This is a genomic window from Streptomyces sp. NPDC055962, from assembly GCF_042270185.1.
Lineage (GTDB): Bacteria > Actinomycetota > Actinomycetes > Streptomycetales > Streptomycetaceae > Streptomyces.
Map to the genome: position 1 here is coordinate 16,141 of NZ_JBHJYN010000007.1, position 22,666 is coordinate 38,806.

Here is a 22,666-nt window from a genome sequence, read left to right on the forward strand (position 1 = left end):
CCACCTGGACGGCCGTCCGACGCACACCGGCTCCCCCGGTGGACGACGGAAAGGGGCTGCCCCGGACCGTTACCGGTCCGGGGCAGCCCCTTCGGCGTTCAGGCGCTAAGCGCGCCTCACGCGTCCTTCGTCAGGTTCGGGCCGCCGCCCGCTGCCTGCTCGATCGGCGGGACGTCGGGCAGGGCCGACTTCTCCTCGCCGCGGAACGAGAACTTCTTCTCGTCCCCTTCGCCCTCGGTGCCCACGACCACGATGTGACCGGGACGCAGCTCACCGAAGAGGATCTTCTCGGAGAGGATGTCCTCGATCTCGCGCTGGATCGTCCGGCGCAGCGGCCGGGCGCCCATCACGGGGTCGTAGCCCTTCTTCGCCAGGAGCGACTTGGCCTCGGCACTGAGCTCGATGCCCATGTCGCGGTCCTTGAGGCGCTCGTCCACCTTGGCGACCATGAGGTCGACGATCTGGATGATGTCTTCCTCGGTCAGCTGGTGGAAGACGACCGTGTCGTCGACACGGTTGAGGAACTCGGGCCGGAAGTGCTGCTTGAGCTCTTCGTTGACCTTGACCTTCATCCGCTCGTAGTTCGTCTTGACGTCGCCCTGGGCGGCGAAGCCCAGGTTGAAGCCCTTCGAGATGTCCCGGGTCCCGAGGTTGGTCGTCATGATGATGACCGTGTTCTTGAAGTCCACGACCCGGCCCTGGGAGTCGGTCAGGCGACCGTCTTCCAGAATCTGGAGCAGGGAATTGAAGATATCGGGGTGGGCCTTCTCGACCTCGTCGAAGAGGACGACGGAGAACGGCTTGCGGCGCACCTTCTCGGTGAGCTGGCCGCCCTCTTCGTAGCCCACGTAGCCGGGGGGCGAACCGAAGAGGCGGGAAACCGTGTGCTTCTCGCTGAACTCCGACATGTCGAGGGAGATCAGCGCGTCCTCGTCGCCGAAGAGGAATTCGGCGAGCGTCTTGGAGAGCTCGGTCTTACCGACACCGGACGGGCCGGCGAAGATGAACGAGCCACCGGGGCGCTTCGGGTCCTTCAGACCGGCTCGCGTACGGCGGATCGCCTGCGAGAGGGCCTTGATGGCGTCCTTCTGCCCGATGACGCGCTTGTGCAGCTCGTCCTCCATGCGCAGCAGACGCGAGGACTCCTCCTCGGTCAGCTTGAAGACCGGGATGCCGGTGGCGGTGGCCAGGACCTCGGCGATGAGCTCGCCGTCGACCTCGGCGACGACGTCCATGTCGCCGGCCTTCCACTCCTTCTCCCGCTTGGCCTTCGCCGCCAGCAGCTGCTTCTCCTTGTCGCGGAGCGACGCTGCCTTCTCGAAGTCCTGGGAGTCGATCGCCGACTCCTTGTCACGGCGGACACCGGCGATCTTCTCGTCGAACTCGCGGAGGTCCGGCGGCGCGGTCATCCGGCGGATGCGCATCCGGGAACCGGCCTCGTCGATCAGGTCGATCGCCTTGTCCGGCAGGAAGCGGTCCGAGATGTACCGGTCGGCCAGGGTGGCGGCCTGGACCAGCGCCTCGTCCGTGATGGAGACCCTGTGGTGGGCCTCGTAGCGGTCGCGCAGGCCCTTGAGGATCTCGATGGTGTGCGGCAGCGACGGCTCCGCGACCTGGATGGGCTGGAAGCGGCGCTCGAGCGCGGCGTCCTTCTCCAGGTGCTTGCGGTACTCGTCGAGCGTCGTGGCGCCGATGGTCTGGAGCTCGCCTCGCGCCAGCATGGGCTTGAGGATGCTCGCCGCGTCGATCGCGCCCTCGGCGGCGCCGGCACCCACCAGGGTGTGGAGCTCGTCGATGAACAGGATGATGTCGCCGCGGGTGCGGATCTCCTTGAGGACCTTCTTCAGGCGCTCCTCGAAGTCACCGCGGTAGCGGGAACCCGCCACCAGGGCGCCGAGGTCCAGGGTGTAGAGGTGCTTGTCCTTGAGGGTCTCGGGCACCTCGCCCTTGACGATGGCCTGCGCCAGGCCCTCGACGACCGCCGTCTTGCCGACGCCGGGCTCGCCGATGAGGACCGGGTTGTTCTTCGTACGGCGGGACAGCACCTGCATGACCCGCTCGATCTCCTTCTCGCGCCCGATGACCGGGTCGAGCTTGGACTCACGAGCGGCCTGGGTGAGGTTCCGGCCGAACTGGTCGAGCACCAGGGACGTGGAGGGCGTGCCCTCCGCGGGGCCGCCGGCGGTGGCCGCCTCCTTGCCTCCCGAGTACCCGGAGAGCAGCTGGATGACCTGCTGCCGCACCCGGTTCAGGTCGGCGCCCAGCTTCACGAGGACCTGGGCTGCGACGCCCTCGCCCTCGCGGATCAGGCCGAGCAGGATGTGCTCGGTGCCGATGTAGTTGTGGCCGAGCTGAAGGGCCTCCCGGAGCGAGAGCTCCAGGACCTTCTTCGCCCGGGGAGTGAAGGGGATGTGCCCGGACGGGGCCTGCTGCCCCTGACCGATGATCTCCTCCACCTGCTGGCGGACCGCCTCGAGCGAAATCCCGAGGCTCTCCAGGGCCTTAGCGGCGACACCCTCACCCTCGTGGATCAGGCCCAGGAGGATGTGCTCGGTGCCGATGTAGTTGTGGTTGAGCATCCGGGCTTCTTCCTGAGCCAGGACGACAACCCGCCGCGCGCGGTCGGTGAACCTCTCGAACATCGTTAATCGCTCCTCAGAGCGGTCAGGCAGTAAGGGGTCGGTCCCCTCCCTGTCCTTCCGCAGCTTAGTCCCGCAAGCGGGGACCGCTCATTTCAACTGCCGACACCCGGCCCTGCTTCCCGGGGGGGATCGCCCGCCCCGAACGCCGACAACTGCTCCAACCCGATGGTGCGAGACGATGTTCCCGCAGGCCAGGCAGATAGCCCTTTCGCCAGTACGCCGATGGCGAACGTGAGACGTTTTTGCCCGCGTGTCGCCCCTTCCCACTAGGGATGTCTTACCCGCACCCACCGACAGTCCATGCGGCGCACCCCCGTTTCCTCCGCTACGGGCGAACAACTTCGTGCCGTCGAGTGCTCCCGTACGCCCCCGCCGCGGACACAATGGGCGATCGATCATGGACGGGGCGTAACTCCGGGGCGGGCCGGACGGTTCAACGGACATGGCCACCCTCGTCCCGCCTCCGCGCTCGTCGCCGCGAACCGAAGCGTGGGCGCGGTGGTACGCCCGCGAACTGGACTGGGCCACGACGGGCACCTCGCCGGTGCGGCTGCTGACGGGGCTGCGCTTCGACGTGCTGGAGCTGCCGGCCGCGGCTGGTCACGCGGCCCTGCGCCGGATCGGGCGCACCGGCCCGGTGGCGGTGGCGGGGCGGCGGATGCGACTGCTGGTGGCCGCGGGCTCCGCGGACGAGCTGCCCGGCCTGCTCGACTGGCTGGAGTGGGGCGGGATCGCTCTCGACCTGTCCGCCCTCGGCGTCGGCGGGAACATCCCGGCCCCCGCACCGCCGGGCGGGACGACAGGCTCGCCGGGGGCCGCTTTCTGGCTGCGGCCCCCCGGATCGCGCCAGGAGGTGGAACTCTCGCTCCCGGCCCTCGGCGGCCTCGGGAGCAGGGGTGGGGATGCTCCCGATCTCGTACGACTCGTGGACGCGGCGGCAACGGAATGCCACCGGGCCAGGCTCGTGCATGCCCGGAAAAACCTGTGGACCCATCGGCCGACAGGTCAGCCGTTGGCCTTCTCGTAAGCCTCACGGATCTCGGCGGGAACGCGGCCGCGGTCATTCACGTTGTGGCCGTTCTCGCGCGCCCAACGACGGATCTCGGCCGTGTCCTTGTTGCCACCGGTAACGGCGCGGCCCTTGCCGCGGCCGGTCGCGGCGCGGCCACCGGTGCGACGTCCGCTCTTGGTGTACGGCTCGAGAAGACCACGGAGCTTGTCCGCGTTGGTCGTCGTGAGGTCGATCTCGTACGTCTTGCCATCCAGGGCGAACGTGACGGTCTCGTCCGCCTCGCCGCCGTCGAGGTCGTCAACAAGAAGGACCTGAACCTTCTGTGCCACCGGATTTCCTTTCATCGAAAAATGGAGTACGCGGAAAGGAAACCGCTTTTCCCCGGAAAACACAAACCCCTGGGAGAGGTTCAGGAGCGCAAGAACACGGGAAACATGCGCGATTCGGACATAGGGTTCCGGCGCGTTCCGCCGTTCACAGGTGCAGAAGCATCCGGCTGTTGCCCAAGGTGTTCGGCTTCACTCGTTCGAGACCCAGGAACTCCGCCACACCCTCGTCATAGGAACGCAGCAGCTCGCTGAAGACATCTCCGTCGACCGGAGTCTCTCCGATCTCGGTGAAGCCGTGCGCCGCGAAGAAGTCGACTTCGAAGGTGAGGCAGAAAACCCGGCGGACACCCAGCCAGCGGGCGGTCTGCAGGAGCTTGTCCAGGACCTGGTGCCCGACTCCCGTCCCCTTGACGGAGAGGTCGACGGCGAGCGTGCGGACTTCGGCGAGGTCCTCCCACATCACGTGGAGTGCCCCGCAGCCGATGACACGGCCGTCCTCGTCGCGTTCGGCGACCCAGAACTCCTGGATGTCCTCGTAAAGCGTCACCGTCGCTTTGTCGAGCAGGATGCCTTGGGAGACGTAGCCGTCAAGGAGCCCGCGGACGGACGCCACATCACTCGTCCTGGCACGACGGACGGTGATCGCCGGCTTATTTACCGACGGGCCGGTATGAACATCTGCGCGAGATCGGGTTTCCGGGCCGGTATGAGTCCGGGTTTGCGACGCGCTGCCGTGCTCGGCTTTCGACTGCTCTGAGGACATCCCCAGACGCTATCGCTCGCCCTGAGGCGACGCTTCATCGGCTACGGCCCCGTCATCGGGCCGACTCCCGGACGGTTCGGGGAAGGTGGGCGCCACGACACGGATGGCGTCCCTGAGGGCTTCGCGCTGCTCCACGGACATCATGCCGAAGAAGGCGACCAGTGCGGCCGCCGGGTTGTCGCTCTGCGACCAGGCTTCGTTCATCAGTGCGGCCGCGTATGCGGCGCGGGTGGAGACCGCTGTATATCGATATGCCCGGCCGTCCACTTCCCGACGGACCCAGCCCTTCTGATGGAGATTGTCCATTACCGTCATGACGGTCGTGTACGCGATGGACCGTTCCTGTTGAAGGTCCTCCAGAACTTCCCGCACCGTGACCGGGCGGTTCCATTGCCAGACCCGCGTCATCACGGTGTCTTCCAGCTCTCCCAATTGGCGAGGCACAGCATCACCTTAGTGCTAGATGTCCGGAATGGGGTAATTCCAGAACGACGAAAGGGCGCACGGCTCCGTGGAGCCGTGCGCCCTTCGTCCTGAGGTGCGGGTCAGGCGCTCCCGGGCCTCGGGGCCTGCTTGGCGGCCTCGGCGCGGGCGAGCGCCGCGTCCACGGCGGCGTCCTCCTTGGCCTTGTTCGGGCCGCCCTGGCTCTTGATGATCGTCCTGACGAGGCCGATGAAGAAGACGGCCATCACCACGGGGGGAACGAGCGCGGATACGTAGTCCATGCCGTCCAGGGTAGCGAGCCCGGCATTCCGCCCACTCCCGGGCACCCCGCAGGCGCGCCGCCCCTCTCAGGACACGGCCCGCTCCTCCTGCGGGGGCGCCGGCGCGGGGCGGCGGCGCGGAGGGAAGACCTCGGACGGTTTGGGCATCGGACGCTCGCCCGGTGCAGCGGGGCGCGACGGCGGCGCGGGGCGCGACGGGGCCGCGGGCCGCTCGGGCTCCTTGGCCGCCGCGAGACCGCCGGGAAGGGCGAGCAGCCGGCTGCGCGGCGCGGGCGCGGCGACGGGCACCGCGCGGCCGGCGAGGCGCGCCCGCACCGAGCGCTCGGCAAGCACCTGGCAGCGCTCCAGGAGGGCCGCCGCGACGGGCCCGCCCCGCAGGGCGCGCAGGGCCGCGAGGTCGTCGGGCCGGGGGTCGTACCCGGCCGCGAGGGCGTCCTGGAGGAGTTCCAGATAGCCGCTGAGCGAGCCGGGGAGGGCGTCGCGGTAGCGGGCGAGGTCGGCGAGGAGGAAGGCGCGCAGCCGGCCCGCCTCGCTCACCACCTCGTCCACCGCGCCCGCGAGCCGCAGGCAGTCCTGGACATCCTCTTCCGGCAGGGGCGTGGGGTGGAGGGCGTTGGCGAGAGCGCGTCGGAGCACCCGTAGCTCGTCCGCGCTGAACGCCATGCCGCCGCGTGATCCGTAGGGCGTGGGCATGGTGTGACATTACGTGCTAAAGGGACAAAATCCTCTTAACTAACCGCTCGGCGGCGCGGCGTGGGACGCCGCGCCGCCGAGCCGTTCCCGCAGGTGGCCGCGGGGGCGTCCTACATCCGGGCGATGTTGCGCTCGTACACGAGGCGGAGCCCGATGAGCGTCAGCCAGGGTTCGTGCTCGTCGATGACGGAGGAGTCCTTCAACACCATCGGAGCAAGGCCGCCGGTCGCGATGACGGTCACGTCGTCGGGGTCGGCCGCCAGTTCCTTCTTCATCCGCTCGACCACGCCGTCGATCTGGCCCGCGAAGCCGTACACGATGCCGGACTGCATGGCCTCGACCGTGTTCTTGCCGATCACGCTCCGGGGCCTCGCGAGCTCGATCTTGCGGAGCTGCGCCCCCTTCGCGCCGAGTGCCTCCACCGAGATCTCGATACCGGGCGCGATCACACCGCCCGCGTACTCGCCGCGCGCCGACACCGCGTCGAACGTGGTGGCCGTGCCCAGGTCGACGACGATCGCGGGGCCACCGTAGAGCTCGACGGCGGCGACCGCGTTGACGATGCGGTCCGCGCCGACCTCCTTCGGGTTGTCCATCAGGACCGGCACACCCGTCTTGACGCCCGGCTCCACCAGGACCGCCGGGACGTCGCCGTAGTAGCGGCGGGTCACCTCGCGGAGCTCGTGCAGGACGGCCGGGACCGTCGAGCAGATCGCGATGCCCTCGATGCCGTCGCCGAGCTCGACGCCGAGCAGCGGGTGCATGCCCATCAGGCCCTGGAGCAGCACGGCGAGCTCGTCGGCGGTGCGGCGGGAGTCGGTGGAGATCCGCCAGTGCTCCACGATCTCCTCGCCGTCGAAGAGGCCGAGGACGGTGTGCGAGTTGCCGACGTCGATGGTGAGCAGCATCAGGCGCCGGCCCCGTCGGTCGGCGCCGCCGCGTCGCGGAAGTCCAGGCCGATGTCGAGGATCGGCGAGGAGTGCGTGAGCGCGCCGACGGCCAGGTAGTCGACGCCGGCCTCGGCGTAGGCACGGGCGGAGTCGAGGGTGAGCCGGCCCGAGGACTCCAGCACCGCGCGGCCGCCGACGAGGGCGACCGCCTCGGCCGTCGCCGCCGGGGTGAAGTTGTCCAGGAGGATCAGGTCGGCGCCGGCGTCGAGCACCTCGCGGACCTGCTCCAGGGTGTCGACCTCGACCTCGATCGCCAGCTCCGGGAAGGCCTTCCTGACCCGCCGGAACGCCTCCGCCACTCCGCCTGCCGCGATCACGTGGTTGTCCTTGACCAGCGCGGCGTCGACGAGCGACATCCGGTGGTTGACCCCGCCGCCGCAGCGCACCGCGTACTTCTCCAGCGCGCGCAGCCCCGGAGTGGTCTTGCGGGTGTCGCGGACCGAGGCCTTCGTTCCTTCGAGCACGTCGGCCCAGGCGCGGGTCGCGGTCGCGATCCCGGAGAGCCTGCACAGCAGGTTGAGAGCGCTGCGCTCGCCGGTGAGCAGGTCGCGCGTGCGGGTGGTGACGGTGAGGAGCTTCTGTCCGGCGGCGACACGGTCGCCGTCCTCGACGTGCCGCTCGACCTCGAACTCGTCGGTGCAGACGATGGACAGGACCGCCTCCGCGACACGCAGACCGGCGACGACGCCCGCCTCGCGCGCGGTGAAGTCCCCGGTGGCGACGGAGTCCTCCGGGACGGTCGCCACGGTGGTGACGTCCTCGCCCCCGTCGAGGTCCTCCTCGATCGCGACATGGGCGATGTCCTCGACCTGGACCGGGTCCAGTCCGGCCTCGGCCAGGAGCTGGGCCAGCGCGGGGTCGAGGCCGCACTCGAGGCCGTCGGGGTCGTAGCCGTCACCGCAGCCGCAGCCGTCGCCGCAGCCCCCGGACTCGGCGGGTGCGCCGATGTGGATCAGCGGGACGTCCACGGGTGTGGGGCGCGGATTCTCTTCGGGCGTGCTCACGGCTGCGGCTCCTCGGGGGCGTCGGCGGGGTCGGTGCGAAGGCTGGTGGGCGGTGCTGTGCCGGTGGGGTCCGCGGGGTCCTCCGGGCGTACGGGCGGGAACGCGGCACTGTCCGTCGTACGGACCACGGGCTGCCCGTCCGCGGTGACGCGTACGACGAGGTGGCGGCGCCAGGCGGCGTCCTCGCGGTCGGGCCGGTCCTCGCGCCAGTGGCAGCCCCGGGTCTCCTCACGCTCGCGGGCGGCGGCGACCAGGACCCTCGACACGAGGAGGAGGTTGGTGGCCTCCCATGCCTCGACCCCGGGTACGGCGTCCTTGGGGCCGTCCTCCTCGACGGCGGTCGCGTCCCTCCGGAGCGCCTCCAGCTCGTCGGCCGCGGCCGCGAGGCTGTCGGCGGAGCGGATGACCCCGGCGCCCCTGGTCATGGTCCGCTGGATCGCGGTCCGGGACTCGGCGGTCAGCAGCGGGACGGTGCGGGCTCCGGCGGGCTCCGCCGCCCCTGTACGTCGGGGAGCGGCGCCGGAACCGGTCCGGGGGCCGCCCGTGGGGCCGTCGGCGCCGGTGATGTCCGCCGCGATGCGCTCGGCGAAGACCAGACCCTCCAGGAGGGAGTTGGACGCCAGGCGGTTCGCACCGTGCACCCCCGTGCAGGCGACCTCACCGCAGGCGTACAGGCCGGGCACCGTCGTGCGGCCGCGGAGGTCCGTACGCACGCCGCCCGAGGCGTAGTGCGCGGCGGGGGCCACCGGGATCGGCTGCGTGACGGGGTCGATGCCGTGGCTCCGGCAGGCCGCGAGGATCGTCGGGAAGCGCTGCTCCCACATCGCGGCGCCGAAGTGCCGGGCGTCGAGGTACATGTGCTCGGTGCCCTGGAGCTGCATCTGGCGGGTGATGGCCTTGGCGACGATGTCGCGGGGAGCCAGCTCGGCCAGTTCGTGCTGCCCCAGCATGAAGCGGGTGCCCTGCGCGTCGACGAGGTACGCGCCCTCGCCCCGGACCGCTTCGGAGACCAGCGGCTGCTGTCCCTCGGCGTCGGCCCCGAGAAACAGGACGGTCGGGTGGAACTGGACGAATTCGAGGTCGGACACCTCCGCGCCCGCCCGCAGCGCGAGGGCGACTCCGTCGCCCGTGGAGACCGGCGGGTTGGTGGTGGCGGAGAAGACCTGGCCCATGCCGCCGGTGGCGAGCACCACGGCCGGGGCGTGGACGGCGCCGACGCCGTCGTGCTGGCCCTCGCCCATGACGTGCAGGGTGACGCCCTCGGTCCGGCCCTCGGCGTCGGTGAGCAGGTCGAGGACCAGGGCGTTCTCGATGGTGTGCAGGGCCGCCGAGCGGACCGCGCCGACCAGGGCGCGGGAGATCTCGGCACCCGTCGCGTCGCCCCCGGCGTGCGCGATGCGGCGGCGGTGGTGGCCGCCCTCCCGGGTCAGGGCGATGGCGCCGGTCTCGGTGGTGTCGAAGTGGGCGCCGGTGCCGATCAGACGGCGCACCGCGCCGGGCCCCTCCGTGACCAGGGTGCGCACCGCTGCCTCGTCGCACAGCCCGACCCCGGCGACCAGGGTGTCGTCGAGGTGCTGTTCGGGGGTGTCGCCCTCGCCGAGCGCCGCGGCGATGCCGCCCTGCGCCCAGCGGGTGGAGCCGTCGTCGAGGCGCGCCTTCGTCACGACCACGGTCGCGAGGCCGGCCGCGGCGCACCGCAGCGCAGTGGTGAGACCGGCCACGCCGGAGCCGACCACGACGACGTCCGCGTCGATGGCCCAGCCGGGGGCGGGGGCGGTCAGCCGTATTCCGGTCATGTGAGGGCTCCGAGGGTCAGCGGGATGTTGTCGATCAGGCGGGTGGCACCCACCCGTGCCGCGACGGCGAGGACCGCCTCGCCGCTGACGCGGTCGTCGGGGACGTCGGTGAAGTCCGCCGGGTCCACGAGCGCCACGTAGTCCAGGGTGAGCGGCACATCCTCCCCGGCGGCCTCGTCCAGGACGGCCCGGGCGGCGGCCAGCACCGCGGAGGGCGCGACGGTCGGCCGGGCCAGCGCGACGGCCTCGGTGTCGGCGGCCGCGCGGGCCTCCCCGAGCCGGTTGAGCCCGGCGGCCCGGCCTTCGCGCTCCGGGACGGTCCGGGCGCGCGCGTGGAGCGTCTGCTGGGCGACCAGCCGGTCGCGGGCGGCGAACAGGGCCCTGGGCAGGGCGAGGGCGGTGCGGCGCTCCTCGGCGGAGAGGAAGCGGTTGCGGCTGGAGAGCGCGAGACCGTCCGGGTCGCGGACGGTCGGCACCGCGACGATGTCGATGCCGAAGTTGAGGTCGCGCACCATGCGGCGGACCAGGGCCAGCTGCTGGGCGTCCTTCTGTCCGAAGAACGCGGCGTCCGGCCGGGTGAGGTGGAGGAGCTTGGCGACGACGGTGAGCATGCCGTCGAAGTGCCCGGGGCGGGAGGAGCCCTCCAGCCGCTCCCCCATGGGGCCCGCGGTGATCCTGACCTGGGGGTCGCCGCCGGGGTAGACCTCCTCGACCGACGGGGCGAAGACCGCGTCCGCACCGGCCCCGGAGGCGACCGCCAGGTCGGCCTCCAGGGTGCGGGGGTAGCGGTCGAGGTCGGCTGCCTCACCGAACTGGAGCGGGTTGACGAAGACGGTGACCACGACCTGGCCCCCGGGCCCGGCGGCGGCCCGTGCCGCGCGAATCAGGGTGGCGTGGCCGTCGTGGAGGGCGCCCATCGTCATGACGACGGCGCGGCGTGCCCCGGCGGCCCGGCCGAGGGCGTCGAGCTCCGCGGCGGAGCGCAGCAGGGTGGCGGGTGCGGTGGTCATCGCTTCTCCCCCGGTCCGGACTCTCCCGGACCGTGTGTTCCGTTGGTGCCGTTCACGGCGTCGGGGCCCGACAGGACGCCCAGGAGGGCCTCCGCGGACTCCGGCTTGAGCAGGCCGTGGTCCAGCGCCCGGTCGGCCGTGGCGCGGGCCATGGCGAGATACCCGGCGACCGTCTGCGGAGCGTGCGCGCGCAGCTCCCGGATGTGCGCGGACACCGTACCCGCGTCGCCCCGGGCGACGGGACCGGTCAGTGCCGCGTCACCGGAGCGCAGGGCGTTGTCGAGCGCGGCCCCGAGCAGGGGTCCGAGCATCCGGTCGGGGGCGCCGACACCCGCTGTGCGGAGCAGCTCCATGGACTGGGCGACCAGCGTGACCAGGTGGTTCGCGCCGAGGGCGAGCGCCGCGTGGTAGAGCGGGCGGGACTCCTCGGCGATCCACTCGGGCTCGCCGCCCATCTCGATGACGAGCGCCTCCGCGGCGAGTCTCAGCTCCTCTGGGGCGGTGACCCCGAAGGAACAGCCCGCCAGCCTCTGGACGTCGACCGAGCTGCCGGTGAAGGTCATCGCCGGGTGCAGAGCGAGGGGGAGGGCGCCGGCCCGCAGCGCGGGATCGAGCACCTTCGTCCCGTAGCGGCCGGAGGTGTGGACGAGGAGCTGGCCCGGTCGCACGGCGCCGGTTTCTGCCAGGCCCTCGACCAGGCCGGGCAGCGCGTCGTCGGGGACCGTCAGCAGCACGAGCTCGGCGCGCGCGAGGACCTCGGCGGGGGTCACCAGGGGGACGTCGGGGAGCAGTGCGGCGGCCCGGCGCACGGATGCGTCGGAGACTCCCGACACCGCGACCGGGCGGTGCCCGGCGAGCTGCAGCGAGGCGGCGAGGGCGGGGCCGACCCGTCCGGCGCCGACGACACCGACGGTGAGGCGGGCTGGGCGGTCCCTCGCGTCGAGGGTTTCCTTCGAAACTGATGCGTTCACGCGGCGATGGCCTTCCGTTCCAGTCCGCGGGGGGTACCGGACGATTCCTCTGCATGCTACGCCAGCGTTTCGCCTCACCCCCAGGCTGTCCACACCCTGTGGATAACTTCCGGCACCAGGGGAACCCGGGGTGGGCGGTGTCAGCGGCCCGGGTGATGATCGTCCCATGGGAGTCACCGATGAGCAGAAGCAGCGGCACCGCAGGCTGACCGCGTGGCAGCGGTCCGGAAGGGTCCTGGCACGGGCGTCCGCGGACCACACCCTGGCCGAGCGGCTGACCGCGCTGGCGGCCGACGCCGGCACCGTCCACGACCTGGGCAGGTGGACGGACGTGTACGGCGACGGAGTCGTCGCCGAGGTCGAGCGGCGCACCGCGGAGCTGCTCGGCACGGAGGCCGCCGCCTTCTTCCCCACCGGGACGATGGCCCAGCAGGTCGCCCTGCGGTGCTGGGCCGGGCGCACGGGCGACGCGACCGTGGCACTGCACCCGCTCTCCCACCCCGAGGTGCACGAGCGCGGGGCACTGACCTCGGTGAGCGGACTGCGCACGGTGCACCCCACGCATGCGCCCCGGCAGGCGACGGCGGACGAGATCCGGGACTTCCCCGAACCGTTCGGCACGCTGATGGTGGAGCTGCCACTGCGCGACGCCGGCTTCGTCCTGCCCTCCTGGGAGGAGCTGGAGGCCTCCGTGGCCGCCGCCCGCGAGCGGGACGCGGTGGTGCATCTGGACGGCGCGCGGCTGTGGGAGTGCACATCGCACCTCGGACGCGGGCTGCCGGAGATCGCAGCCCTGTCCGACAGTGTCTACGTGTCGTTCTACAAGTCCCTGGACGGCCTCTCCGGGGCGGTGCTGGCGGGCACCGAGTCCCTGGTCGAGGAGGCGCGGACGTGGCGCCACCGGTACGGCGGGCAGGTCTTCCACCAGTATCCGGCGGCCCTCTCCGCCCTGCTGGGCCTGGAGCGCGAGCTGCCGAGGCTGCCGTCGTACGTGGCGCACGCGAAGGTGGTCGCCGAGGCCCTCGCGGAGGGCTTCACCGACTCCGCGGTGCCGTGGTTCCGGGTGCACCCCGATCCGCCGCACACCCACCAGTTCCAGGTCTGGCTGCCGTACGCCTCCCAGGTGCTGGACGAGGCGTCGGTGCGCCAGGCCGAGGAGACGGGCACGACCCTCTTCCGCCGCTGGTCCGCGGCCCCGGCGGGCCCGCCCGGACTCTCGTACACCGAGGTCACGGTGGCGGCGCCGGGACTCGAGTGGACGGCCGGGGACGTGACGGAGGCCGTGGCGGAGTTCGTCGCGCGGCTCGCCTAGCCGGGGTGTCGGCAGAGTTCGTCGCGCGGCTCGCGTAGCCGGAGGGGGCGGGCCCGTCGTGTGACTCAGGCAGCCGGGGGCAGGGCTGGTCGCACGCCGCGAGCAGCCGGGTCCCGTCGCACGGCTCGGGCCGCTCGGGCCGCTCGGGCCGCTCGGCGGATCAGGCGAGGGGCGGCCGGTGGGCGGCCGTCCAGGCGCGGATCCGCCGGCGGATCCCCCGCAGGGTCTCCCGGTCGTGGGTGCCGGGCAGCGGGGGCGGCTCCTCACCGTGCCGCGCGGCACGGTAACGGTCGAGCATGTGCTGCTGAACGGTGTCCATGGATCCAGCGTGACCCCGCCCCCTCCGGCCCGCCCGCGCATCGACGGCCGCGGCCGGGCGGTACCGCAGCCCGTACCCCGCACCATGGAGGGGTGAGCGTGCACATCGACATCGCGGGCCTGCCCCCCGAGCGCATCGTCTTCGAGACGTCCCCCCTCGCCGAGCTGGGGCTCGCCCTGCACGCGCTCTCCGAGCCCGGACACCACCCCGGGCTGCACGGCTGGGCGACCGCGACGGCCGCGGCGCTGGAGCCGGACCTGGCCGACCGGCTGCACGAGGCGGATTTCCTGTGGCGGAACACCTTCTCCGACATCTTCATGCCGTTCGCCGGGATCCGCGGCGGGGACGGCAGGACCGGTGCCACCCTCGCCGAGGACCTGGAGATCCTGGACCGGCTCGACGACGAGCGGTTCGTGTCGGCCGCACTGGAGTTCAGCTACGCGAACCTCTACGGAACGGGGGCGCCCTCACTGCTCACCGACGCGACGATGCGGACGCGTGCCCTCGACATGGCGGCGGCCAGGGGGCCGAAACAACTGGCCTTCACCCGGCAGCTCCTGACCGACCCGGGCTCCGTACGCGGCTGGGTCCGGCGCCTCTTCGAGGACTGCGACCAGGCCTTCTTCTCCGACACCTGGCAGCGGGCCCAGGTCCAGCTGGGCGCCGACGTCCGCCACAAGACCGAGATACTGCGGCGCAAGGGTGTCGGCGCGGCACTGGACGCGGTCTCCGCCGCGCTGTCGCTCGACGAGGAGACCGGCAGGATCAGCGTCGACAAGCTGACCACGGGCCGGACCGAGGCGACCGGCTCGGCCGCGGGCACCGGTCTCACCCTCATCCCGACCAGCTTCGGCTGGCCGCACCTGATGGTGCTGCACGCCCCGGGCTGGCGTCCGGTGATCCACTACCCGGTGCACCGCCCCGAACTGCCCTCCCCCGCCTCCGTCGAGCTGCTCCAGCTCCGGATGGAGGCACTGGCCCACCCCATGCGGATGCGCATCTGCCGCAACCTGGCCCGCTCCCCGTACACCACAGGCGAGCTCGCCGACTCGCACGGCATCACGCCTCCCGAGGTCTCCCGCCACCTGGCGCTGCTCAAGAAGGCCGGCCTGGTCACCACCCGCAGGCGCGGCCGTTACGTCCTGCACTCCCTGGACCTGACGGTCGTGGCCCGGCTGGGCAGCGACTTCCTGGAGGGGGTCCTGCGGTGACCGGAGCGCCCTCCGACCGCGCGACGAGGAACGGGGGGCGGCTCAGCCCGCTCCGCCACCGGCCCTGACCAGCCCCGTCTCGTAGGCGAGGACGACGACCTGGACGCGGTCGCGCAGGCCCAGCTTGGTGAGGATGCGCCCGACATGGGTCTTGACCGTCGCCTCGGACAGCACCAGCCGCCCCGCGATCTCGCCGTTCGACAGGCCCTGGGCGACGAGCAGCATCACCTCGCGCTCGCGTTCGGTCAGCTTCTCGACGTGCTTGTGGTGCGGATCCTTCCTGCCGCTCGGCAGCATCGGCGAGAACCGGTCGAGCAGCCTGCGGGTCGTGGACGGGGCCACGACGGCGTCGCCGCTGTGCACGGACCGGATGGCGGAGAGCAGCTCGCCGGGCGGCACGTCCTTGAGCATGAAGCCGCTGGCCCCCGCCTTCAGGCCGGAGAACGCGTACTCGTCGAGGTCGAACGTGGTGAGGATCAGCACCTTGGGCGGATCGGTCCGCGCGCAGATGCGCCGGGTCGCCTCGACGCCGTCCAGCCGGGGCATGCGCACGTCCATCAGCACCACGTCGACGGCGGTCGCCCCCAGGACCTCGATCGCCTCGGCCCCGTCGCCCGCCTCCGCCACGACCTCCATGTCCGGCTGGGCGGCGAGCACCATCCGGAAACCGGTGCGCAGGAGCGCCTGGTCGTCGACGAGCATCACGCGGATGGCCATGAGGGGGTCCTGTCCTTCTGTCACTGGTTGGCCGGCTTGAGCGGAAGCAGGGCGCTGATCCGGAAGCCGCCGCCCTGGCGCGGCCCCGCGTCCAGCGTGCCGCCGACCATGCCGACCCGCTCCCGCATGCCGATCATGCCCTGGCCCGCGCCGTCCGCCCCGCCGTCCTCGTACAGCTCGTGCGGGGACCCTCGGCCGTCGTCCTCGACCAGCAGGCCCAGACCGTCGTCGAAGTAGACCAGCCGTACGCTCGCCCCGGCGTCCGGGCCGCCGTGCTTGCGGGTGTTGGTCAGCGCCTCCTGGACGATGCGGTACGCGGTCAGTTCGACCCCGCTGGGAAGGGGGCGCGGGGTGCCCTCGATCTTGAAGTCCACCGCGAGGCCGGTCTCCCTGACCTTGCCGACGAGCTCCTCGATCTGCTCGACGTCGGGCTGGGGGACGTACTCCCCGCTCTCCGGGGAATCGCCGGTCCTGAGCACTCCGAGCAGCCGCCGCATCTCGGCGAGCGCCTGGCGACCGGTGGCCGAGATGGTCTCCAGCGCCTGCCGCGCCTGATCCGGGGACGCGTCCATGACATACGCGGCGCCGTCGGCCTGGACCACCATCACCGAGACGTTGTGTGCGACGACGTCGTGCAGCTCGCGGGCGATACGGGCCCGTTCGGCGGCGACGGCGACCTTCGACTGCGCCTCGCGCTCCCGCTCCAGCCGGGCGGCCCGCTCCTCCAGCTGGCTGAAGTAGGCCCGGCGGGTGCGTATCGAGTCACCGAGCACCCAGGCCAGGACGAACGGCACGGTCATGATGACGACGTACCCGGCCGTCTGCACCCAGCCGCCGTAGGGGGCTTCGCCGGGCCAGCGCAGCCGCGACAGGCCGGCCGCGGTCAGACTGCACCCGAGGGCGAGCCGGGAGGCCCACCGGTCCCCCACCGTGGCCACGGTGTAGGTGATCACCAGCATGGCGAAGTCGGCCACGTCCGGCCGCACCCCGAACAGCAGTTGGGCCAGGCCCATCAGGATCGCCAGCAGCAGCATCTTCTCCGGCGCGCGGCGGCGCAGCGCGACCACGGTGCACAGCCCCAGGGCGATCGGCACGGCGGCAACGCGCTCCCGGCCGCCGCCGACCTGCCCGGCCACGATGGACATGCCGGAGAACCCGAGGAGGAGGACAGCCCAGAGGGTGTCGACGCCCGTCGGGTGTCTGCGGATGAAATCGTAGAAGCGCTGCACGTTACCCAGCGTAGGGACAGCTGATCGGTGCCCGGGTCAACCGAAGGGCCGATCCGGGTCCTGGGACCGTACTCCCCAAGGTGGAGACTTGCCTACGTGACGGATGACTGGTGCCGCTGGCGGGAAGCCGCCGAGACCGCTTTGTACGGGGAAGAGGGCTTCTACCGGCGCCCGGAGGGGCCCGCGGGCCACTTCCGCACCTCGGTGCACGCCTCCCCTCTCTTCGCCACCGCCGTCGCCCGGCTGCTGGCCGCGACGGCACAGGAGCTGGGGACGGACTCCGTCGGCCTGGTGGACGTGGGAGCGGGCCGGGGCGAACTGCTGACCGGGGTGCTCGCGGCGCTGCGGGACGGGTCCCTGGCTCCCGGCCTCACGGTGCGGGCGTACGCCGTGGAGGTCGCCCCGCGCCCCCCGGATCTGGACCCGGCCGTCGAGTGGTGCGCCGAACCGCCGCAGGGTGTGCGCGGGCTGCTGTTCGCCAACGAGTGGCTGGACAACGTCCCGACGGACATCGCCGAGGCGGACGCCGACGGGGTGCCCCGCTACGTCGTCGTGCGGAGGGACGACGGCGCCGAGCGACTGGGAGATCCGGTGACAGGAGAGGACGCCCGGTGGCTCGGCCGCTGGTGGCCGCTGTCCCGGCCCGGGGACCGTGCGGAGATCGGCCGGCCCCGCGACGAGGCCTGGGCCCGTGCGGTCTCCTCGCTGGCCGGCGGGACCGCGGTGGCGGTGGACTACGCCCATGTACGGGCGGCGAGACCTCCGTTCGGGACGCTGACCGGCTTCCGGGACGGCCGCGAGGTGCCGCCGGTGCCCGACGGGAGCTGCGACCTGACCTCCCACGTGGCGCTCGACGCGTGCGCCGCCGCGGCGGGCGGCGGGGCCCGGCTCCTGGACCAGCGGACCGCGCTGCGGGAGCTGGGGATCAGCGGCGAACGCCCGCCCCTGGCCAGGGCCTCGGCCGACCCGGCCGGCTACGTCCGGGCCCTCGCGTCGGCCGGTGAGGCGGCGGAGCTCACGGCGCGCGGCGGGCTGGGCGACTTCGGCTGGCTGCGGCATCGGGTCCCGGACCGCGAGGAGGGATACTGTCCGGCATGACGGAGACGACGATCGGCATCGGCGGCGCGGCGGAGAGCACCGACATGGTGCTGAACATCGGTCCGCAGCACCCCTCCACCCACGGTGTGCTCCGGCTCCGGCTGGTCCTGGACGGCGAGCGGATCCAGCAGGCCGAACCCGTCATCGGCTACATGCACCGGGGCGCGGAGAAGCTCTTCGAGGCGCGGGACTACCGGCAGATCATCATGCTCGCCAACCGCCACGACTGGCTCTCGGCCTTCTCCAACGAGCTCGGGGTCGTCATGGCCGTCGAGCGGATGCTCGGCATGGAGGTCCCGGAGCGCGCCGTCTGGACGAGGACGCTGCTGGCGGAGCTGAACCGGGTCCTCAACCACCTGATGTTCCTCGGCTCCTATCCCCTCGAACTCGGCGGGATCACCCCGGTGTTCCACGCCTTCCGGGAGCGCGAGGAGCTCCAGACCGTGATGGAGGAGGTCTCCGGCGGCCGGATGCACTACATGTTCAACCGGGTCGGCGGCCTCAAGGAGGACCTGCCCGCGGGCTGGCTCGGCCGGGCCAGGGACGCCGTGGCGTCCGTACGGTCGCGGATGGACGTCTACGACCGGCTGGTCCTCGGCAACGAGATCTTCCGGGGCCGCACCCGCGGGGTGGGCGTGCTCTCCCCCGAGGCCGTGCACGCGTACGGGGTGTCCGGGCCGATCGCCCGCGCCTCCGGCGTCGACTTCGACCTGCGGCGCGACGAGCCGTACCTCGCCTACGGGGAGCTCGCGGACACGCTCGAAGTCGTGACCCGGACCGAGGGCGACTGCCTGGCCCGCTTCGAATGCCTCCTGGAGCAGACCCACAACGCCCTGGACCTCGCGGACGCGTGCCTGGACCGCATGGCGGACCTGCCGCCCGGTCCGATCAACCAGCGGCTGCCCAAGGTGCTGAAGGCACCGGAGGGCCACACCTACGCGTGGACCGAGAACCCGCTGGGCATCAACGGCTACTACCTGGTGTCCACGGGGGAGAAGACCCCGTACCGGCTGAAGCTGCGCTCCGCGTCGTTCAACAACATCCAGGCGCTCACCGAGCTGCTGCCGGGGACGCTCGTCGCCGACATGGTGGCGATCCTGGGCTCGCTCTTCTTCGTCGTCGGGGACATCGACAAGTAACCGGCCGGGGACATCCCGCGGGACGTCCTGCCTGCCGGGCCCGACGCTACGAGGAGATCGCGCTCCGCAGCTCCACGACGTCCAGCTGCTCGGTCTCGTCGTGCGCCGTCAGGTCGATCACCTTGCCGACGGCGCGGTTCTCGGCCGTGCCCGTACGGTGCGCCGCCAGCGCCTCCTCGCCCACCACGTCCGCGAGGTCCTCGTTCTGCACGGACTCGATCGCGGCGTCCGCCTTCTGCGTGCCGAAGAAGTCGAAGCTTCCCTGCGGCACGAGGTGGCGGCGCGCCGCGGCGTAGGGGACGACCGCGGAGGCGGCGGGCACCGCACGGGGCGGGCGTACCGGAGCGGGGGACAGCCTCGGCGCGGGGAGGGCTGCCTGCGTACGGCGGTGCTGGGGGTCACCCGCTCCGCCGACCGCCGCGTGCTTCCCCCTGGAGCCGTCGCTCTCGGTGTCCCGCTCCGCCGATCCCTCGGCGATGTCACGCCGCCTGGCCAGCTCGGCCGTGCGGCGGGCCTCCTGGAGCGCGGCGTTGCGCGGGAGGTCCTTCAGGGCCTGTGCGGCCCGCAGATAGGCGCCCGGGGTCGGGGTGGACCGGGCGGGCAGGAGTTCGCGCGGCGCGGACGCCTCGATGGCGAGCTGCCTGCGGCCCTCCAGCGCACCGGCCCGTTCCGTCTCGGCGTTGGCGTAGCGGCGCAGCAGCGAGGCGTGTTCGCCCCGCAGGCCGGCGAGTTCCACGCGCTTGCGGCGCACCTTGGTCTCCAGCCGGGTGCGCAGTTCCCGTGATTCCTCGAGGTCCGCCTCGAGTTCGGCTATGCGCTCCTCGGTCCTCCACTCGTCACTGGCCCGGGCACGGGTCAGCTCCGCCACGCGCAGGCCCGCGGCCCGGTCCCAGCTCCGCATCATGCAGGCGCCGGTGACGGCGGCGGCCGCCGTCACGGCCACCAGGGCGCGCAGGGCGAGAGGTTCCGCCAGGAACCAGGCTCCGGCGGCACAGAGGACCGGCGCTCCGGCCACCACGGCGGGAGGCAGGATTCTGTGGAGGGGCGGCGAATGGCGGTGGCGTCCTCGTGGCATGGCCCGAAATTTACCGTGCGCACGGGACACTTGGGAGGCTGCCCGGCAATCTGTTCCCCGCCGGTTACCTGGCCGGGTCCGGGAAACCTCTCAAGTGCCCCTTCCGAACGCCTTTTTACTTCTTGATCAGCCCCTTCGACCGGAGATAGTCCCCGGCCGCGTCCGCGGGCTTGGCACGCTCCGCGTCGACCTTGCGGTTCAGTTCCGCGAGATCCTCGGTGGTGAGCGCTTCGGTGAGCTTCCCGAGCGCCTCGGCGATCTCCGGGGCACCCGCGTCCTCGGCATTCAGAACCGGAAGGACGTTGTCCGCATTCTGGAGCTTCTTGTCGTCCTCCAGGAACACCAGCCCGTAGGTGTCGAGCACCGCGTCCGTGGTGGTCGTGAGGACGAGCTGGTCCTTGCCGTCCTTGACGGCCTGCTTGGACTGCGGGGTCCCGACACCCTTGGGGTCGATTCCCGTGACGTCGATGCCGTACGTCTTCTTCAGTCCGGGCGCGCAGAAGGGCCGCACCTCACACTCGTCGCCCGCGGCGATCTTCACCTTGATCTTCGAGCTGCCGAGATCGGAAAGCGTGGTGAGGTCGTTCTTCTCGGCGAATTCCTTCGACACCGCGAAGGCGTTCTGGTCGACCGCTCCGCCCGCCGGGAGGACCTTCAGCCCGAGCGGGCCGGCGAGCTTCTCCAGAGCGGTGACGGTGGCCGCCACATCGCCCGAGGCGACGGGCTTCTTCTCCGCCGCCGCCGCGCCGTTGACCTTGGCGTTGAGGAATTCCGCGAGCGTCGCCGCGTATTCCGGGACGATGTCGATCTCCCCCTTCTCGAGGGAGGGCTCGTACAGTTCGCGGTTCTTCACCGTGGTGACCGAGGTGTCGTACCCGGCGTCCCCCAGGATCTGGGCGTACAGCTCGGCGAGCACCTTGGACTCGGTGAATCCGGCGGCGCCCACGACGAGCGAGCCCTTCCCGGAGCCGGCAGCGGCACCCTTGTCCGAGCCGCCCTCCTTCTCCAGGCTGTCGCCACCGCAGGCGGCCAGCGACCCTGCCAGCGCGACCGCGCCGATGACCGCACCCGCTATGCGCGAGGTCCTGCTCATGTTGTTCTCCGTCCGCGAAAAATGGTGTGCACAGTCCGAAAGATCCACAGTCCGAGAGGTCCGCCCGCTCATACGGTCCGGCGGCGGCGCAGCGGTGACAGCAGCCGGTCCAGGGCCACGAGGACGCCCTCCACCACCAGGGCCAGCAGGGCGACCAGCACGGCGCCCGCGAAGACCTGCGCGGTGTCGTAGGTGTTGAATCCGGCGGTGATGATCCGGCCCAGGCCGCCGAGACCGACCATGGCCGCGATCGAGGCGGTGGCGATCACCTGGACGGCGGCGGACCGGAGGCCGGTCATGATCATCGGGTAGGCGAGCGGGAGCTCGACCCGGACGAAGAGCTGCGCGCCGGACATGCCCATGCCCCGCGCCGCCTCCCGCACGGACCGGTCCACCTCCGTCATCCCGACGTAGGCGTTGGTCAGCAGCGGCGGCACGGCGAACAGCACCAGCGCGATCACCGTGGGCAGATAGCCGGAGTTGCGCAGGGGCGTCATCATGAAGAGGGCCAGCACGGCGAACACCGGGACCGCGCGCCCCACGTTGGAGATGTTGACGGCGAGCCCGCCGCCCTTCCCCACGTGACCGAGGTACAGCGCCACGGGCAGGGCGATCACGCAGGCCACCGCCAGGGCGATCCCGCTGACGTACAGGTGCTCGGCCAGCCGGTGCGCCGCCCCGGCGTCCCCCGACCAGTTGGCGCCGGTGGTGAGCCAGACCCACGCCTCTTCGACGACTCCCATGGATCAGCCCGCCTCCGTCTTCGCGATGCCCGCCCCGGCGGGCGTCCGTATCCGGGTCCAGGGCGTGAGCAGGCGTTGCACACCGAGCAGCAGCAGGTCCGCGGCCACCGCGAGGAGCACGCAGAGCACGGACGCGGTGAGCACCTGCGCCTTGAAGAAGCTGGGCAGGGCGTCCTCGATGAGGTTGCCGAGCCCGCCCTTGCCGACGAGGGAGCCGACCGTGGTCAGCGCGACCGTCGACACCGTCGCGATACGGAGTCCGGCCATCAGCGCGGGCAGCGCCAGGGGCAGTTCGACCTCCCAGAGCAGCCGGAGGGGTCCGTACCCCATGCCCCGGGCGGCCTCCGTGGCCTCCTGCGGGACCGCTTCCAGGCCGGCCAGGATGTTCCGTACGAGGATGGTCAGCGAGTACAGCACGAGGCCGGTCACGACGAGTGCCGCCGACAGCCCGAAGAGGGGCAGCAGCAGCGAGAACATCGCGAGCGACGGCACGGTGTAGAGCACGGTGGTCAGGCCCAGCACCGGGCCCGCGAAATGCCGGCCGCGGCGCGCGAGCAGGGCGAGCGGAAAGGCGACCGCCAGCCCTATCAGCACGGAGACCGCCGTGATCCAGATGTGCTGGACGGTCGCTTCGGTCAACTCATGACTGCGGGAGCGCAGATACTCTCCGCAGATCCAGTCGTTCGCCACCAGGCAGTTCTGCTCGGCCACCCGCCCCCACCTCCTGTTCGCCCTCGCGATGCCGCCCCGGGTCCGGTCCTGGGTGACCCTATCCTCGACCACCGACAATCGCCGAGGCTGTCGTATTCCGGCAACATGGCCTTCACAGAACCCG

The 22,666-nt window shown here is 71.8% G+C and carries 23 protein-coding genes; 5 read left to right on the forward strand and 18 right to left on the reverse strand.

Going from position 1 to position 22,666, the window contains the following annotated elements:
• Nucleotides 1–116 precede the first annotated feature (116 nt).
• Nucleotides 117–2,642: an ATP-dependent Clp protease ATP-binding subunit gene (locus tag ACFC51_RS20740; protein WP_376368623.1), complete on the reverse strand. Its 2,526-nt coding sequence runs from the start codon at nt 2,640–2,642 to the stop codon at nt 117–119.
• A 442-nt stretch (nt 2,643–3,084) separates the two neighbouring features.
• Here ACFC51_RS20740 and ACFC51_RS20745 point away from each other — a divergent pair, with 442 nt between their 5' ends.
• Nucleotides 3,085–3,669 carry an SCO3374 family protein gene (locus ACFC51_RS20745; protein WP_376368624.1) on the forward strand — a complete coding sequence of 195 codons (585 nt, stop codon included), beginning with the start codon at nt 3,085–3,087 and terminating at the stop codon, nt 3,667–3,669.
• Here the strand turns inward: ACFC51_RS20745 and ACFC51_RS20750 are convergent.
• From ACFC51_RS20750 to ACFC51_RS20795, 10 genes are all read right to left on the reverse strand, one after another.
• The gene (locus ACFC51_RS20750; RefSeq protein ID WP_073750230.1) at nt 3,648–3,983 is read right to left on the reverse strand and encodes an Lsr2 family protein; all 336 of its coding nucleotides are present in this window, start codon (nt 3,981–3,983) and stop codon (nt 3,648–3,650) included. The genes ACFC51_RS20745 and ACFC51_RS20750 overlap by 22 nt on opposite strands.
• 145 nt (nt 3,984–4,128) lie before the next feature.
• Entirely contained in the window at nt 4,129–4,746 is a 618-nt protein-coding gene (locus tag ACFC51_RS20755; protein ID WP_376530108.1) for an amino-acid N-acetyltransferase, read from the reverse strand.
• A 9-nt stretch (nt 4,747–4,755) separates the two neighbouring features.
• Nucleotides 4,756–5,190 (reverse strand): BlaI/MecI/CopY family transcriptional regulator, encoded by a 435-nt coding sequence (locus ACFC51_RS20760; protein ID WP_376368625.1) that lies wholly within the window; start codon nt 5,188–5,190, stop codon nt 4,756–4,758.
• Between the two features lie 101 nt (nt 5,191–5,291).
• Nucleotides 5,292–5,471, reverse strand: coding sequence for a hypothetical protein (locus tag ACFC51_RS20765; protein ID WP_329230137.1), 180 nt, complete (start codon nt 5,469–5,471; stop codon nt 5,292–5,294).
• A 66-nt stretch (nt 5,472–5,537) separates the two neighbouring features.
• On the reverse strand, nt 5,538–6,134 hold the full coding sequence (locus ACFC51_RS20770) for a hypothetical protein (RefSeq protein WP_376368730.1): 597 nt from the start codon (nt 6,132–6,134) through the stop codon (nt 5,538–5,540).
• Between the two features lie 140 nt (nt 6,135–6,274).
• Entirely contained in the window at nt 6,275–7,072 is a 798-nt protein-coding gene (locus tag ACFC51_RS20775) for a type III pantothenate kinase (RefSeq protein WP_376368626.1), read from the reverse strand.
• Complete coding sequence (gene nadC / locus ACFC51_RS20780) at nt 7,072–8,118, reverse strand: carboxylating nicotinate-nucleotide diphosphorylase (RefSeq protein WP_376530110.1); 1,047 nt, start codon at nt 8,116–8,118, stop codon at nt 7,072–7,074. The genes ACFC51_RS20775 and nadC overlap by 1 nt, the downstream gene beginning before the upstream one ends.
• The gene (locus ACFC51_RS20785; RefSeq protein ID WP_376368628.1) at nt 8,115–9,914 is read right to left on the reverse strand and encodes an L-aspartate oxidase; all 1,800 of its coding nucleotides are present in this window, start codon (nt 9,912–9,914) and stop codon (nt 8,115–8,117) included. The genes nadC and ACFC51_RS20785 overlap by 4 nt, the downstream gene beginning before the upstream one ends.
• A complete protein-coding gene (gene panC / locus ACFC51_RS20790; RefSeq protein ID WP_376530112.1) occupies nt 9,911–10,924 on the reverse strand; it encodes a pantoate--beta-alanine ligase in 1,014 nt (337 codons plus the stop codon). Before panC ends, ACFC51_RS20785 begins: the two co-directional genes overlap by 4 nt.
• Nucleotides 10,921–11,895 carry a Rossmann-like and DUF2520 domain-containing protein gene (locus tag ACFC51_RS20795; protein WP_376368630.1) on the reverse strand — a complete coding sequence of 325 codons (975 nt, stop codon included), beginning with the start codon at nt 11,893–11,895 and terminating at the stop codon, nt 10,921–10,923. The genes panC and ACFC51_RS20795 overlap by 4 nt, the downstream gene beginning before the upstream one ends.
• Before the next feature lie 166 nt (nt 11,896–12,061).
• Between ACFC51_RS20795 and ACFC51_RS20800 the strand changes: the two genes are divergently transcribed.
• Nucleotides 12,062–13,207: a threonine aldolase family protein gene (locus ACFC51_RS20800; protein ID WP_376530115.1), complete on the forward strand. Its 1,146-nt coding sequence runs from the start codon at nt 12,062–12,064 to the stop codon at nt 13,205–13,207.
• Nucleotides 13,208–13,367: 160 nt separating this feature from the next.
• On the opposite strand, the gene ACFC51_RS20805 is transcribed toward ACFC51_RS20800, so the two are convergent.
• A complete protein-coding gene (locus ACFC51_RS20805) occupies nt 13,368–13,526 on the reverse strand; it encodes a hypothetical protein (protein ID WP_376368632.1) in 159 nt (52 codons plus the stop codon).
• Between the two features lie 98 nt (nt 13,527–13,624).
• On the opposite strand from ACFC51_RS20805, the gene ACFC51_RS20810 reads away from it, so the two are divergent.
• Nucleotides 13,625–14,737, forward strand: coding sequence for a DUF5937 family protein (locus ACFC51_RS20810; RefSeq protein WP_376530404.1), 1,113 nt, complete (start codon nt 13,625–13,627; stop codon nt 14,735–14,737).
• A gap of 42 nt (nt 14,738–14,779) precedes the next feature.
• Here ACFC51_RS20810 and ACFC51_RS20815 read toward each other — a convergent pair whose 3' ends face one another.
• Nucleotides 14,780–15,454: a response regulator gene (locus tag ACFC51_RS20815; protein ID WP_376368633.1), complete on the reverse strand. Its 675-nt coding sequence runs from the start codon at nt 15,452–15,454 to the stop codon at nt 14,780–14,782.
• A gap of 20 nt (nt 15,455–15,474) precedes the next feature.
• A complete protein-coding gene (locus ACFC51_RS20820; protein WP_376530118.1) occupies nt 15,475–16,683 on the reverse strand; it encodes a sensor histidine kinase in 1,209 nt (402 codons plus the stop codon).
• A gap of 96 nt (nt 16,684–16,779) precedes the next feature.
• Between ACFC51_RS20820 and ACFC51_RS20825 the strand changes: the two genes are divergently transcribed.
• The gene (locus ACFC51_RS20825) at nt 16,780–17,781 is read left to right on the forward strand and encodes an SAM-dependent methyltransferase (protein ID WP_376530120.1); all 1,002 of its coding nucleotides are present in this window, start codon (nt 16,780–16,782) and stop codon (nt 17,779–17,781) included.
• Nucleotides 17,778–18,920: an NADH-quinone oxidoreductase subunit D gene (locus tag ACFC51_RS20830; protein WP_376530123.1), complete on the forward strand. Its 1,143-nt coding sequence runs from the start codon at nt 17,778–17,780 to the stop codon at nt 18,918–18,920. Before ACFC51_RS20825 ends, ACFC51_RS20830 begins: the two co-directional genes overlap by 4 nt.
• A 46-nt stretch (nt 18,921–18,966) precedes the next feature.
• Here the strand turns inward: ACFC51_RS20830 and ACFC51_RS20835 are convergent, their stop codons facing one another.
• The 4 genes from ACFC51_RS20835 to ACFC51_RS20850 form a co-directional block, all read right to left on the reverse strand.
• The gene (locus ACFC51_RS20835; protein ID WP_376368637.1) at nt 18,967–19,995 is read right to left on the reverse strand and encodes a hypothetical protein; all 1,029 of its coding nucleotides are present in this window, start codon (nt 19,993–19,995) and stop codon (nt 18,967–18,969) included.
• Nucleotides 19,996–20,110: 115 nt separating this feature from the next.
• Nucleotides 20,111–21,088 (reverse strand): glycine betaine ABC transporter substrate-binding protein, encoded by a 978-nt coding sequence (locus ACFC51_RS20840; protein WP_376368638.1) that lies wholly within the window; start codon nt 21,086–21,088, stop codon nt 20,111–20,113.
• Between the two features lie 68 nt (nt 21,089–21,156).
• Nucleotides 21,157–21,831 (reverse strand): ABC transporter permease, encoded by a 675-nt coding sequence (locus tag ACFC51_RS20845; RefSeq protein WP_376530125.1) that lies wholly within the window; start codon nt 21,829–21,831, stop codon nt 21,157–21,159.
• 3 nt (nt 21,832–21,834) lie between these two features.
• Entirely contained in the window at nt 21,835–22,542 is a 708-nt protein-coding gene (locus ACFC51_RS20850; protein ID WP_376368640.1) for an ABC transporter permease, read from the reverse strand.
• Between the last annotated feature and the right edge of the window lie 124 nt (nt 22,543–22,666).